The 14,566-nt window shown below is 27.8% G+C and carries 15 protein-coding genes and 1 pseudogene; 12 read left to right on the top strand and 4 right to left on the bottom strand.

Going from position 1 to position 14,566, the window contains the following annotated elements:
• Nucleotides 1-349 (top strand): alpha-amylase family glycosyl hydrolase (locus TS70_RS07675; protein ID WP_443028834.1); only part of this gene is annotated, 349 nt, incomplete at its 5' end.
• Between the two features lie 211 nt (nucleotides 350-560).
• Here the strand turns inward: TS70_RS07675 and TS70_RS08575 are convergent.
• Together TS70_RS08575 and TS70_RS07665 are read right to left on the bottom strand one after the other, a co-directional pair.
• On the bottom strand, nucleotides 561-1,124 hold the full coding sequence (locus TS70_RS08575) for a DUF3137 domain-containing protein (RefSeq protein WP_308699449.1): 564 nt from the start codon (nucleotides 1,122-1,124) through the stop codon (nucleotides 561-563).
• A 152-nt stretch (nucleotides 1,125-1,276) separates the two neighbouring features.
• Nucleotides 1,277-1,750 (bottom strand): hypothetical protein, encoded by a 474-nt coding sequence (locus TS70_RS07665; protein ID WP_232332454.1) that lies wholly within the window; start codon nucleotides 1,748-1,750, stop codon nucleotides 1,277-1,279.
• A 178-nt stretch (nucleotides 1,751-1,928) separates the two neighbouring features.
• Between TS70_RS07665 and TS70_RS08570 the strand changes: the two genes are divergently transcribed.
• The 8 genes and pseudogenes from TS70_RS08570 (at nucleotide 1,929) to TS70_RS04230 (ending at nucleotide 8,782) form a co-directional block, all read left to right on the top strand.
• Nucleotides 1,929-3,797, top strand: a complete 1,869-nt coding sequence (locus tag TS70_RS08570; RefSeq protein WP_198049515.1) for a prolipoprotein diacylglyceryl transferase — start codon at nucleotides 1,929-1,931, stop codon at nucleotides 3,795-3,797.
• Between the two features lie 36 nt (nucleotides 3,798-3,833).
• Nucleotides 3,834-4,358, top strand: coding sequence for a ferritin (locus tag TS70_RS07655; RefSeq protein ID WP_040094097.1), 525 nt, complete (start codon nucleotides 3,834-3,836; stop codon nucleotides 4,356-4,358).
• Between the two features lie 78 nt (nucleotides 4,359-4,436).
• Nucleotides 4,437-5,099, top strand: a complete 663-nt coding sequence (locus TS70_RS08565; RefSeq protein WP_276574546.1) for a GntR family transcriptional regulator — start codon at nucleotides 4,437-4,439, stop codon at nucleotides 5,097-5,099.
• A gap of 72 nt (nucleotides 5,100-5,171) precedes the next feature.
• Nucleotides 5,172-5,971: pseudogene (locus TS70_RS07645) on the top strand (PTS transporter subunit EIIC); the annotation flags it as partial.
• A 15-nt stretch (nucleotides 5,972-5,986) separates the two neighbouring features.
• Entirely contained in the window at nucleotides 5,987-7,087 is a 1,101-nt protein-coding gene (locus tag TS70_RS08560) for a PTS transporter subunit EIIB (protein ID WP_443028835.1), read from the top strand.
• Complete coding sequence (locus TS70_RS04240) at nucleotides 7,087-8,178, top strand: TIM-barrel domain-containing protein (RefSeq protein WP_052443546.1); 1,092 nt, start codon at nucleotides 7,087-7,089, stop codon at nucleotides 8,176-8,178. The genes TS70_RS08560 and TS70_RS04240 overlap by 1 nt, the downstream gene beginning before the upstream one ends.
• A 12-nt stretch (nucleotides 8,179-8,190) precedes the next feature.
• Complete coding sequence (locus TS70_RS04235; RefSeq protein ID WP_198049514.1) at nucleotides 8,191-8,436, top strand: TIM-barrel domain-containing protein; 246 nt, start codon at nucleotides 8,191-8,193, stop codon at nucleotides 8,434-8,436.
• The gene (locus TS70_RS04230) at nucleotides 8,393-8,782 is read left to right on the top strand and encodes a TIM-barrel domain-containing protein (RefSeq protein ID WP_198049513.1); all 390 of its coding nucleotides are present in this window, start codon (nucleotides 8,393-8,395) and stop codon (nucleotides 8,780-8,782) included. Before TS70_RS04235 ends, TS70_RS04230 begins: the two co-directional genes overlap by 44 nt.
• 85 nt (nucleotides 8,783-8,867) lie before the next feature.
• Here TS70_RS04230 and TS70_RS04225 read toward each other — a convergent pair.
• Nucleotides 8,868-9,703, bottom strand: a protein-coding gene (locus tag TS70_RS04225) for an IS5 family transposase (RefSeq protein WP_105628856.1) whose coding sequence is annotated in 2 segments (ribosomal slippage) — nucleotides 8,868-9,307 and nucleotides 9,307-9,703 — 837 coding nt in all. Because the reading frame shifts where the segments join, the coding sequence is not laid out codon by codon here.
• A gap of 245 nt (nucleotides 9,704-9,948) precedes the next feature.
• Here TS70_RS04225 and TS70_RS04220 point away from each other — a divergent pair.
• The 3 genes from TS70_RS04220 (at nucleotide 9,949) to ffh (ending at nucleotide 13,472) form a co-directional block, all read left to right on the top strand.
• A complete protein-coding gene (locus TS70_RS04220; protein ID WP_334199111.1) occupies nucleotides 9,949-10,425 on the top strand; it encodes a hypothetical protein in 477 nt (158 codons plus the stop codon).
• A gap of 68 nt (nucleotides 10,426-10,493) precedes the next feature.
• The gene (gene rny / locus TS70_RS04215; protein ID WP_198049511.1) at nucleotides 10,494-12,023 is read left to right on the top strand and encodes a ribonuclease Y; all 1,530 of its coding nucleotides are present in this window, start codon (nucleotides 10,494-10,496) and stop codon (nucleotides 12,021-12,023) included.
• Between the two features lie 90 nt (nucleotides 12,024-12,113).
• The gene (gene ffh, locus TS70_RS04210) at nucleotides 12,114-13,472 is read left to right on the top strand and encodes a signal recognition particle protein (RefSeq protein ID WP_040094182.1); all 1,359 of its coding nucleotides are present in this window, start codon (nucleotides 12,114-12,116) and stop codon (nucleotides 13,470-13,472) included.
• A gap of 169 nt (nucleotides 13,473-13,641) precedes the next feature.
• Here ffh and TS70_RS04205 read toward each other — a convergent pair whose 3' ends face one another.
• Nucleotides 13,642-14,502, bottom strand: a complete 861-nt coding sequence (locus TS70_RS04205) for a hypothetical protein (RefSeq protein WP_198049510.1) — start codon at nucleotides 14,500-14,502, stop codon at nucleotides 13,642-13,644.
• Nucleotides 14,503-14,566 lie beyond the last annotated feature (64 nt).

The following is a 14,566-nucleotide window of genomic DNA, read 5'->3' as shown; positions in this document are numbered from 1 at the left end:
AGGGGAAACACCATATCTTTATCAAGGGGAAGAATTTGGGATGGAAAATAATGATTATCAAAATATTAATCAACTGAAAGATATTGAATCAATCAATTATTATCAAATTTTGCAACAAAAGGGTTATGAAAGATCTGCAATTTTAAAGGTTCTTAGTGCACGTTCACGGGATAATGCTCGAACACCAATGCAATGAAATGATCAGCAGTTTAGTGGATTTAGTTCTCATCAACCATGAATTAATGTAAATACAAATTATTTAAAAGTTAACTGGGAAAAAGATTATCATAGTCCCCAATCAATTTTTAAAGCATATCAATTTTTAATTCAGTTCCGCAAAAAAAATTAGCCTTTAGTTATGGCCAAATTGATTTTCTTGAGCTTAATCCTGTTGTACTAAGTTTTTATCGTTCTTATCAGGATCAAAAATTTTTAGTAATTATTAATTTGTCAAACCAAGAAATTATGCTTGATGATAAGGCACCTAATTTTAAAATTGTTTATAACAATTATCAAACTTTTGATAAAAAAATTAAACCATATCAAGTAATAATTTTTGATTATTTAATGTCAAACCCAGTTAAATAATCTAATCCCTTTTTTAAATGACTTAAATCTAATTCAATTTTAGCAATTAAATCATCAATACAGTCTTGAATATTTTTGTTCCTTGCAATAATTGGTTTTCAAATTTGATCTTGATGATGTGCTTTTTTACTATAATAATATTTATCAAGCAGTAAAGTAAACTTATTATTAACAAAAGACATTGATAAAACTTCTTGATATTTATTACTATTATCAATTAAATTAGCCATTACTTTTGGTGTTAAAATCTTTCGTAATTCAACTGGATCAGTTGTATTAGTATCAAATAAGTTCGAAAATTCTGTTCCTTCTAGTTGAATTTCTTTGTTATTTAAAATAAACTTTTTAAATTTGTTTTGATGAGGAACAATATTTGCTTCAATTTCAAAGTTTTTTGGTAATGTTGCAGTAAAGAAAAAGTAGTTTTCTGATCGCTTCATTTCAATTCATAATAGTAAGTAAGTCATATTAATACCATTAGCAATGCTATTTGATGTTTTTGCATCTTTGCCTTTACTATTAGAAAGACTAGCCAAAATAATTAGACCAATAAGAAGACAAAAAATTAATGTTTTTAAAAAAACCATTGTTTTTCGAACAGTAATAACACCTAATGAAAAGGTGTTATTTTTTGTTGTTCCGTTAATAATTTTATTATCTAGTTTTTCTTCTAAACTACTTACTCGAATTAAACTTTGTTGTAAAAGATTATTTTTTTTGGGTCTTTACTAAAACTAGTAAAATTTGGTTCGGGGATAATTTTAAAGTTGTTGCTTACTTCATCAAGGGTAATTTCATCTTTTCAAAGATCTTCAATTGCAATTCGGTAATATGCATTATAATCTAAGCGGTTAAGAAAGAGACTAATGCTAACAGCGCCAGCTTTGATTAAAATATAAATAATAATTGTTACCACCAATAGTGGTAAGGTAAAATAGATAAGATAAAATTGTAATTGATTATTATTAGTATTGACAATTTTAAGGATAATTCCTACTAGCAAAGATGTTGCTAAAATTGTAATTAAGATACAAAAAATAATGTCAATTATAATTGATTTTCGTCAAAAACTAGTAATTTTTTTATAGTGTTGTTGAAGATGTTCTTGATGAAGAGTTTTAATTTTATTAACTGCTGCTCCTGATAACGCAGTATTGTTCATTTCTAATTTCACTTCGCTTTCTAATGTTTATATTAATTTGGGTAAATTATAATTTAAAAAGAAGAGAATTACAAATATGTTGTAAAAATAAGTGTACTTTTTTATTAGAACTTGGTATATAATTATTATGCATTGATTATTTAGTAATTAATTATTAATAAAAGGAGTGAAAAATTAAATGAGTAACATCTTATTAACAAGTGGTCCACCTTCTCCGAATTGAATTACCCCAACGAATACGCCGCATGATATTTTAGCAACATATGGTGGTTGAGTTCATATGTATGCTGTATTTATTACAACGGGAATGATTTTATCTGTTTTAGTCTGTTTTATTCGGTTAAAAATTAAGAAGATTCCAATTGAACCTTTAATTTGGTCAATTTTTGTTATTATTCCTTTTTCATTATTTGGTGCTAGTTTTTTTGGAAAAGTTAATAATGATATTCATAATCTATGAGTAACAGAACCAGGAGCCGTACCATTTTGATCATTATTTGCCTTTTGAAAAGCAGGAATGAGTATTCATGGTGGTGTTCTGTTTGGAACTATTGCTGGTTTAATTGTCTTTGGGATTGTTGGACGAAAAGCAAAAGTTTCTCTTTGAGTTTACACTGATGCGATTATTCCAAATATTTTATTGGGACAAGTATTAGGGCGTTGAGGTAATTTCTTTAATCACGAATTATTGGGGAGTGTTACTTCTTATGATTCATTACATTGTTGATTACCAGCATTTCGTGATAACTTATGACAATGAGATGGTTTATCACCAGAAACAGTTGGCGGACAAATTGTCTTTCGTCAACCAATCTTCTTATATGAATCGTTCTTCAACTTTTTAGCGTGATTATTCATTACTTTCTTTATTCCGTTTGCTGGTCAATTATTTAGTAAAAAACCATGGAAAAAAGATTCAAAAGAATATCCTTTTGATTTAAAATATAATTTTATTCATTTCTTTAATCGGAAATATATTAAAAAAGATAAAATGACATGAAAAGAAGTTTGGAATAAAGCGTATTTTAATTATGTGCCAACGCAAAAACAATTAGATGAAATGCCAAAAGTATCAATTACTAAATCGAAATCAGAACTAGGTAATACTTTTAAAAGATGGTGACACAATGATAGTGCCCAATTAACAAAATTAAATAATCCTGGTCGTTATTCAATAACACGTAGTGGAGTGCAAACTGGTTTTTATTTCTTTTTATGAAATTTAATTCGTTTTGTTCTTGAAACACAACGTGATGATGTCTCAACATTATTTATTAAAAATTATCGGAAATTAGATTATGCTGTTTTAATTTTAATTGCAGTATTGGGATTAGTATTAGCAGTTTATGCGCAATGAGGAGCTCCAAGAAAATTCCGTAAAAATGGTTTTATTTATGAAAAAGAATATGTTGATTTTGAAAGTTTACAAACTTGAAAATTTGATAAATATTTAACTAATAATATCGTTATTGGAGAAGACAACTATGTTGATAAATTACCAACGATTATTAAAATAAAAGTAATGGAATTCCTAGGTTATCAAGATGAAACTTTTGATAAATATTTTGAATTAAAATATTTTAAAGCCAATGATCAAACTTTAACTAATAATGAAATTACTAATTATAGCTTTAAAATTGTCGCGTTACCAACCAAAAACAATAAGTTTATTGATGATTTAGTTGTTAATCAAACATATAAAGTTGATTTAAGCAAAGTTTTAAAACATGCAACATTAAAATTAACTAAACCAAATAATAATCAATATTTAACATTATCAAATCAACAATTTGGAACATTATTAAATGATCTTGCTCATCATAATGAAACAGCAACGCAAATTAAAGTAATTTGGAATAAGTTTTATCCAAATATTAATGAGAAGAAAACAACTATTTTTAACCTTAATCTTAATGAATTAATTAATTTTGATGAATTAAAAATTAGCCCAGATGCTAAAAAAATTGAAGTATCAAAATTCAAATTTAAAGAAAACCAATTTTATTATTTTAATAAAAAAGTTTGTTTTAAATTAAACTGACAATAAAAAGTGTACAATGGAAGTAGAAAGAGGGGGAGAGTTATGTTAACAAAAGAGATGGAAAAAGACTTACAACAATATATTAATGAACATCTTAAAATGCAATTTTTTTGTTATAATTTAAGTTCAGCCGCTGAAAAATTAGGTTTTCCTGGTTTTAGTCATTATTTTCAAGTTCAAGCCCAAGACGAAATTTTACATCAACGTCGAATTATGAACTTTGTATTAGATCGTGATGGTCATTATGAAGTAAAAAATATTACTGAAGAATATCATAATGTTAAAAATATTACTGAACTAATGGAAACCTATCAAACAAAACGGGCATATTTTGCTGATTTAACCAATAAATTAGCACATCATGCGCAAGAAGTTGGTGATTTAGTAACTTATAAATTTTATGATTGATTTATAATTGATTTTTATGAAGAATTAGCGGAAATAAAAGATATTATTGATTGAATTAAAATGTCAGATAATAGCTATTATAATATTGATGATAAAATGGGAGCAAAAGAAGAACCAGATACTTTAGCAGTTATTGATCCATTTAGTCCACATGCATAATAATACTTTTTCTTTTAAAAATTTTTAATTTTAAAAGAAAAAGTATTTTTTATTGATTTCCAATTTAAAATTAATATTATGAGAAGTAAAGCATTAGAAGACAATTTAAAAACAATGATAATTAAGGGCAAGCCAGGTTTAAAATTGCCATCAGAAGCAATGCTGATGAAACAATATCAGGTTAGTCGAACGATTGTTCGTGATGCATTTAAAAAGTTAATTGGGGAAAATATGATTTATAGTCTGCAGGGGAAAGGTTATTTTACTTTAAATCAAGCCTTTTGAAGCACAGAAATATCGTTTTCAAAAAAATATGACAGTGCAGTTAATAAATTATATGTTGTTAATATTCCGTTTGATTCATATTTTATTGATACATATCAATGTTCGGATAATGATTTTATGAGTTTAATTAAAGTTCGTTATCAAAATGATCAGATTAAAAAATATTCTATTATTTGAGTTAATAAAACAATTTTAAAAAATCTTAATTTTAAAGATTGTGAAGATAGTTTATTATCTTATATTAACTCTCGTAATATTACGCTAGTTAATAACCTGAAATATTTAGGCTTAGAATTACCTAATATCTATGACAAAAAGTTTTTGCAGTTAAATTTTAAAACATATATCCCGAAAAAATATTCAATTACTTTTTCTGAATATCACGAAGTTGTTGAATGTAGTAAAGAAACATATCAACCTGAAAAATTTGAATTTTATAAAGTAAATTATTTTTAATAAGAACTTGTTACGACAAGTTCTTATTTTTATTTTGGCAAATAAAATTAAAATTGAAGGGAGAAATCAAAAATGGCAAAATCAGAAAATTTAAGGAAAAAAGAAAACTATTTTATGAAATTAAAAAACAAAATTAAAGCGCCATTTGAAGGGGGAAAGAATTCACAATTTAAAATTGGAATTAATAAATTTGCTAAAGCAATTTTAACAATGATTGCAATTTTGCCAGTTGCCGGATTGTTTATTGTTGTTGGTAAGATTATTGGACCATTAGGTTTTGGCCAAATTACGAGTATTACCAAAGTAGCCAACCATATTGGAACAATTATTGAGACAATTGGTTGGATGCCATTTCGTCATATTGGATTGTTGTTTGCCATTGCCATTGGTGGATTATGAGCTAAAAACAGAGCAGGGGGTTGTTTTGCTGGAGCAATTGCTTATTTAACATTATTAAGTGTTGGAGCAACATTTTTTGTAACGAGAACAGGAACTGATGGAACTGAGTTTATGAATTATATTTTAGGGGGAAAATGAACCAACCAAAAAGATTATTTTAGTAATCAAGAAGGCGTTTATTCGCTTCGCTTCGACGCATTAGGAGGAATTATTACTGGTTTTATTGGAGCTGGGGTTTACAATAAATTTTTTGCTTTTAATCGGTTACCTAATGCATTATCTTTTTTAATGGCCCACGTTTTGTACCATTAATGGTAATTGTAATTTCTTTACCAATCGCAATTACTTTGTCTTTATTTTGACCATTAATTCAAACGGGAATAAATGTTATTGGAAAGAGTATTGCTTTAAATAATAAAATTCCGTTTATTATCCCCTTTGGTTATGGTTTTTTAGAACGTTTACTATTACCATTTGGATTACATCACATGATTACCATTCCAATGAATTATACTTCATTAGGTGGGGTTTTAGATTATACTAGTGTTAATATTTTCTCAGATACTTTATTTGAAAATTATCCGCTTACAAAAGAAGAACTGGTAGCTTTTTTTGATTATACTGTTGCTGAGCATTTAGTTGATAAAAAGAGTTTAGTTTCAGAAGGACAAGAACAAATGTGATATACCTGAATTACAGCGTTAAATTTAGTTAAAAATAATTGAACGGAATATGCAAATAATATTGTTCCAAATTCAACGGGGGTTAATGATGTTTATCAAATTGTAATGAACGCTTTTGAACCAGTGCGTTTTAAAGTTGAACAAATGGTTACTTCAACAGGGTCATTAATTGGTGCTGGAATTGGAATGATGTATGCAATTAGTAAAACTAATCGCGTTAAATATAAATCAATTTATATTTCTGGGGGATTAGCTTGCTTATTAACCGGTGTGACAGAACCAATTGAATTTATTTTTATGTATACAGCACCATTATTATATTTAGCACACGCGGTAATGACAGGAATGGCTTTTAGGATGGCTGATTTAGTTCCGATGCGAATTCATGCTTTTGGAGCAATTGAAATTATTATGAAATACTTTTTAGTATTAGGACCAACAACATTAATTACAGACAATATTAAAACTAATTTATGATTAGATGGTTGTTGATTTATTTTAGTTAGTGCTCTTTTTCTCGCAATTTACTTTGGAATCTTTTATGGGTTAACAAAAAGATTAAAACCAAATATTCCTGGTGTTGGTGAAGAAGTTAATATTGTTTTTTCCTTGACCTCTAATCAAAAAGAAACGGGGGGTAATGACAAAATAATTCATAAAATTGTTAGTTTACTTGGAACGGCAGAAAATATTGAAGAAGTTGATTGTTGTATGACTAGATTACGAGTTGTTGTTAAAGATGATAAAAAAGTGGTTGATAAATTTAAAGAAGAAACAGGTGCGATTGGGGTTATTAAGCAAGGAAAGTATTATCAAATTGTTTATGGACCAAAAGTAAGCATTTATAAAGAAAAAATTGATGAATACTTAAGTGATCAAATTGCAGAAGGGGAGGAGAAATATTAATGATTAAAGATAAGAATTTATTAGCATATTCATTTCCCCAAAAGAAACCATTTTTTGATCTTAACTATGATTATGCTGTTGTTAGAAAAATTAGTGATTTTTGATGGCAAGATGATAGTTTATATCTTGAAGTTACATTAAGTAATTTACAAAAATCAACTTTAAAAATAACATTATATTCTAATGGAATCATTAACTTACAGTATTATCAAAAAAAGATAAATAATAGTCGATTTGCTGAGCATTTAAACTCATTAAATCTTAAGAAAATTGATTTAATTAATCATCCTAATTATTTTGAAATAAAATTATTAAAGAATGAAAAGTTGGTAATTCAAAAGGAACCCTTTCAAATAACATTACTTGATTGCAATGCTGTTGTTAAATTTAAAACCAATACTCGTAAAGGATATGAAATGTTTGAAAATTATCGTACGCCCCCATTAGGTTGAAAAATTGGTAAAAGTAATGAATGACAACCATTTATGTCGTTTTGGTTAATGAATGATGAAAAAATATATGGGTTGGGGGAAAAATTTCGTTTTTTAGTTAAAAATGGAATTGAGACAACGATTTGAAATAGTGATAATTCTTGTGTTGCAAATCATGATTTAGCATATAACGGATTGCCGTTATTTTATTCAACAAAAAAATGAGGAGTATTAGTTAATACTGGTGAACAAACTAGTTTTGAAATTGGTTCGCCAGTAACTGATGCTATTAGTTTCCTTAGTTTTGAATCCTGTTTAGACCTTTATTTTTTTACGGGGTCAACAATGAAGGAACTGATTAGTCAGTATACCGACTTAACTGGTAAACCAACAGAAATCCTTGATTTGAGTTATGGGATATGATGTAATCGCTTGTATTATCATAATAAAGCTGAATTGTGAGCAGAAATTGAAAAAAGCAACAAAGTTAATTTCCCATTAGATGTTATTTGTTTGGACCCAAAATGATTAGAAAACCGCTATACAAAAAGTTGTAACTTTGAGTATAACGAAAATGCTTTTGGTTCTTTTCAAGAATTATTTGCTCAATTAAAAACAAAAAACATTGCTGTTTGTTTTTGAATTAACCCTTATTTATAAGCTGATAATAGTGTGAATTGACAAATTGCTTTGAAAAATAATTATTTAGTAAAAATAACAAATGATAATTCATATGCCCATCCGCTAACAGGAACCGAAACTTATCAAACAAATTGTAGTATTGTTGATTTTACTAATCCAGCTGCTGTTAAGTGATATCAAGATGAATTGCAAAAATTATTTAAATTAGGATTACGATTTGTTAAACTAGATTATGGGGATGGTATCCCACCCAATCCCACCCAATGCTTATTTTAATAACGGTTTAACGGGAGAAGAATTTCGCCAATATTATCATTTTTTATATTGTAAAACAGCATATGATGCTAGTGTTAAGTATTTTGGGCCAAACAAAACATTATCTTTTTGCCGGCCAGGATATATTGGCACACAACGCTTCTCAGAAAAATGATCTGGTGATAGTTATTCAAATTTTACAGAATTAAAGATTCATTTAAATGCGGGGTTATCGTTAGGAATGAGTGGGGAAATGGCATGAGGAACTGACATTGGTGGTTTTTATAGTAGACTTCTTGCATTACTTGTTAAAAAATTGCAAATATTTGTAAAAAAGATACTAATAGAAAAATATAATTTTAATTAATTATGTTTTTTATTTAAAAATTTAATATTTTTCCACAACGAAAAATTAATTTATTATTTAAATTATTTAATTTTAAATAAATATTTTATGTTAAATATAATAATTGTAAATTATAAATTGAGGCAATTAAATTAAATCTTAAACCAAATCTTTTTCTTCGATTACGATATTTTTCTGTAATAATTTTAAATTTTTTAAGAATAGCAAAAATATTTTCAATAATAATTCTCATTTTTGAAACTAGTCTATTATATTGCTTTTGTTCTTTGTTTAAAGGGTTTTTCTTTGTTTTCTTTGTAGGTATTAGAACATTATTGTGATTTTTTTGTATTCCTTGATAACCACTATCAACTATTAATTTGGTATTTTTTAAAATTGGGATTTTTGATTCTTTAAATAAAGCATAATCATGTTTTTTTCCGAGCGAAAAACTTGTTGCAATAATTTTTTTGGTTTCTTGTTCGATAATTACTTGTGTTTTGATCGTGTGTTTTTTCTTTTTACCAGAATAAGATTGTTTTTGTCTTTTTTTGGGCGTTGGATTGGAGTTTCGGTAGCATCAATAATAATAGTTTTATCATTAAAATAATCATTTATTAGTGCTTTTTTACCAGCAAGTTGTTGAAAATCAGAGTTTTTAATTAAAATATCTTCAATTCACTTAATATTACGATAACAATTAGCCTCACTAATATCAAAACTTTTACCAAGATGAAAATAAGTCTGATATTCTCGTCAATATAATAAAGTCATCAATAATCTATTTTCTAATGATAATTTATTAGTTTTACCACCTTTTTTAAATTTTTCTATTTCAGCAACTTTTAAAATATCTAACATTTTATTAAAAGTGGATTTTTTTATTCCTGTTAATCTTAACCATTCTCTATCATTAAGAGTATTAAATTTATTATTGTTCATATTTTTATGTCCTCATAAATTATATTTTATAATAATATTTTAATAAAAAAGGGTATCGCAAGAAGTCTAGTGAAGAACCATTTGATGAATACCTTTATATGCGTTGAACACAAGTGAGAATGTTATGTCCTTTATCACGTTTTCATGGAATTGGCCCGCGTGAACCATAAAACTTTTCAGCAAGGGTGTTAGATAACGCAATAAAATATGCAAAATTAAAACGAAAACTATTACCATATTTTAAAATGTGTGAATTAGAGGCAGCAGCAACAGGGGTTCCAATTTTGCGAGCAATGGTGTTGGAAAATGAAGATGATTCAATTGCACAATTAATTTATGATCAGTTTTATTTAGGAAGTAATTTATTAGTGGCACCTGTTTTAACACCACAAACAACAAAGCGAGAAGTTTACTTGCCAGCTGGAGAATGGTTTTTGTTCGGGCAAAAAGAAAAAAAATATCTTGGAAAGCAATCTTATTTATTGGTTTGTCCGGTTGATGAAATGCTAATTTTTGTAAAAAGAAACAATATTATTCCAACTATTAAAGAAGATAATTATCATTTTGAACAATTAGATACTGTTTCATTGGAATTAAATCTTTATGGAACATTACCAGCACAATACGACTTAAAGTTTAAACTTAACGAAAAATTAATTATAATCACTTATCAAAATAAAAAGTTTGATGTTTCATCAAATCATAATTATCTTGTAAAATAGGTGCTATTTACATTTTTTCCTTAAAAAAGAGTATAATATATAATACTTTAAGTAGAGGAGACATAATTATGGAAATATCTATATGAGTAATAACCATTATTGCTGTTGCAATTGGTTTTTACTTTCTTGGGTTTTTATGTGAAAAATATCTAAGATTTAAATTAATTAAAAAAACGAAGTTAAAAATAAAACAAGCTGAAGAAAAGGCAAAAAAAATTATTAATGTTGCAAAAGCTGATGGAAAAGTTGAAGCAGCACAAATTCGACAAGAAATGAATAATGAATTAGCTCGTAAACGAGAAGAATTTTTAGAAACAGAAAAGTTCTTAACAAATAGAGAGCGTTTAATTATTGAACGTGAAGAAGTATTACATAGTAAAGAACAAGAAACGTTTCGTAAAAAAGAAGAATTACAGGGAAAGATTAATTATTACCAAGAACTAGTTGAACATAATCTTCAACAACTTGAAAAAGTTGCAGGTTATTCTCTTGAAGAAGCGAAAGATGTACTTTTTAAAGAAATAAGTGACCATTACCAAAAAGAAATTGGTGAATTTTTAAAAAATGCTGAGAATACAGCAAAAATTAATGCTAAAGAAACAGCGATTAGTATTGTTACTAGTGCAATTGAACGGTATGCTGTTAATATTGTGGTAGAGAAAACAACCACTTCTGTTTATTTAGAAGATGATAATATGAAAGGCCGAATTATTGGGAAAGATGGTCGTAATATTCGAACTTTTGAAGTTGCTGCTGGAGTTGATCTAATCATTGATGATACTCCAAATGTTGTTCAAATTTCATCTTTTAATCCTATTCGTCGTGAAATTGCCAAAAAAACATTAGAAAAATTATTAATTGATGGGCGGATTCAGCCAAATCGGATTGAAGAAACAATCAAATTAGAACAAGATGAAATTGAAATGACAATTTTAGAAACAGGAAAAGAAGTTGTTGCGGAATTAGAATTAGATAATATGGACATTGAATTGATTCGTCATTTAGGAATCTTAAAATATCGAACTAGTTATGGCCAAAATGTTTTATTACATTCAATCGAAGTTGCTAAATTAGCAGCAACAATGACTAGTGAATTAGGTTTAGATGCAACGATTGCAATGCGAGCTGGTTTATTACATGATATTGGAAAAGCAGTTGATTTTGACAACGAAGGAAGCCATGTTACCTTAGGAGTTAAATTAGCAACAAAATGTGGTGAAAATTCAATTGTTATTAATGCAATTGCTTCACACCATGGTGAGGTTCCTGCTAATAATCCATATTCAGTTTTAATTTCTGCAGCTGATACATTATCAGCAGCACGCCCAGGGAGTCGTAATAATAATCTTGAAAATTATATTGCCCGAATGTCTGAATTAGAAAAAATCTGTCAAACAGTAGTTGGCGTTCAGTCAGTTTATGCTTTACAAGCAGGTCGTCAAATCCGTGTTATTGTTAATCCAGTTATTAGCGATGATGACCGTACCCATAAAATTGCAATTGATATTAAAGAAAAAATTAAAAAAGCAAAGGCAATCCCAGGAGATATTGTTATTACGGTAATTAGAGAATTACGAATCACAGAGACTGTTATTTAAAAGAATAATTTTTTATTCTTTTTTTATGGAAGTTTTCGTATTATAATTAAGAGGAAAGATTTTGTTATAAAAAATAAAGGAGAATTAGTAATGATTGGAGATTTTTTAGCAAACCGATTAAAAAAATCAATTGAAAAAAATATGAAAAAATCAACCCTAACTAGTGATGCTATTAGTGAAACAATGCGTGAAATTAGGTTAGCATTATTAGAAGCGGATGTTAATAATGAAGTGGTAAAAGATTTTATTAAAGCAGTAGAAGCAAAAGCCCGTGGCGAATACATTTTAGATGGTTTGAATTCATCACAAATGATGGTTAAAATCGTTCATGAAGAATTAGTTAATATTTTTGGGAAAACAGCAAAGGAATTATCTTTTGCTTCAAAACCAACAATTGTGATGATGGTCGGATTACAAGGGAGTGGGAAGACAACAACAACTGGTAAAATTGCTAAGTTTGTGGAAAAGAAATATCAAAAAAAACCATTGTTGGTAGCTTGTGATATTTATCGTCCCGCTGCAATTGATCAGTTAAAAACAATTGGAAAAAATTTAAATATTGAAGTATTTGAACGGGGAACACAAAACCCTGTTAAAACAGCCCAAGAAGCAATTAAATATGCGAAAGAAAATAAAAATGATGTTATTTTAATTGATACGGCGGGACGTTTACATATTGATGCAGAATTAATGCAAGAATTAAAAGAAATTAAAAATAATATTACCCCTGATGAAATCTTACTTGTCGTTGATGGGATGACGGGACAAGATATTATTAATGTTACAACAGAATTTAATCAGTTGTTAAAATTAACTGGCGTTGTTGTTACTAAGTTAGATGGTGATGCTCGTGGGGGAGCGGCATTATCAATTACGCACCTAACCAAATTACCAATTACCTTTATCGGAACTGGAGAAGGAATGAGTAATTTACAAATTTTCTATCCTGACCGAATGGCAGATCGAATTTTGGGGATGGGAGATGTTCAAACCTTAGTTGAAAAAGCAAAAGATGTTTTAGATGAACGTGATATTAAAAAAACAATGAATCGAATGATGATGGGACAGTTTGATTTACAAGACTTGCTAAATCAAATGCGACAAATCTCAAAAATGGGGAAAATGGGGGGAATTATGAAATTACTACCCGGGATGCCAAAAATGAGTGATGAAAAAATTGCTGATGCAGAACGTAAATTAAAAGCAACAGAAGTCTTGTTATCTTCAATGACAGTTAAAGAACGTCGTGAACCACGGTTGTTGAAACACTTATCACGAAAAAACCGTATTTTAAAAGGTTCAGGACGAACAGAAAAAGAATATAATGAGTTAATTAATCAATTTGAAAAAACAAAAAAACAAGTAGATGAAATTGCCCGTCAAATTAAATCTGGTCGTATGCCAAACATTCCTGGTATGGGTGGTTTAAGTGGAATGGGCTTTAATTAAAATAATATTTCAAAGATTTATTATAAAAAATTGGAACCCAAATGAAAAAAAGTTTAAGTTACAATCTTTAATTGTTCTTAAACTTTTTTTCATTATTTAGTTCTTATTTTGTTTTTTAATTTCTTGGTGATATATAGAGATCAACATCATCTCTATAATCGCCAACAACTTATTTTGATGCAAATGAATAGTATAAACCATTATCAAAACTTTCGCCAAACGTAAACATCACTGCTCATTTTGTCCAAACTTCAGCAGTCCAAGTTAGATCATTATTTCAATTTTGTTCTCCTTTAGGGTTCCCTAATGCTGAATGTAATTTAATGTTAAATAAATCAAGGTCTTCCAAATCATTGGCTTCTTCAGAAACTTTAAAATCCTTTACTAAGAAAGCAATAACACTTTTAAGACCATCTTTGCGGTTTTGTTCTAATACTTTTTTAAATATTTTATTAGGAACTCTTAATTCAACTATTTTCCCAGAAAAAGTACCACCGCGGGCATATTTAATAAATTGAATAATAATTTTTCCTCAACTTGCTAATTTTTTATTAATTGCTCCTTGTGATAAATTCACAGTAATTGTGGCATCTTCGTTATCTTTATTTGTGATATTACCAGATAATCCTAATCCATAGATGTTAAAATAATTTAGACTAATTTTAAATGCCCCTAGATTTAGACCAAGAGTCTCATCAACATTAAAAATGGGACCAACATTTTTTTTGTAAAAATCAACAAAATCATTAGGTTGGACGCTGTCAATGTCATCTCAACCAACACCATTATTCATTTTATCCCCAATTCATTTTTGTAATAAGACATTAACTGGTTTTGTTCTTTCTGTTAAACCATCATAACCTTTATTTTCTAATGTTAATACTCCATTTTGTTCTTTTTCAATTAACGCAGTATCATTGTAAGTAATATTAATATCTTGAAATTTCTTTTGACTTGTAATATAAGTTTTAACAGTAGTTTTGAAAATATCATCTAATGGTTTAGAATCTTTTGTAAAATCTCATATCATTTGATCATATAATGGGGGAGTGTTGCAAATAAACGGGTATTATTTAATTTATTTAAAAACAAGA

It is taken from the genome of Spiroplasma sp. hyd1 (assembly GCF_016082235.1).
Classification (GTDB): domain Bacteria; phylum Bacillota_I; class Bacilli_A; order Mycoplasmatales; family Mycoplasmataceae; genus Spiroplasma; species Spiroplasma poulsonii.
This window is presented reverse-complemented; position numbering and strand designations above follow the sequence as displayed.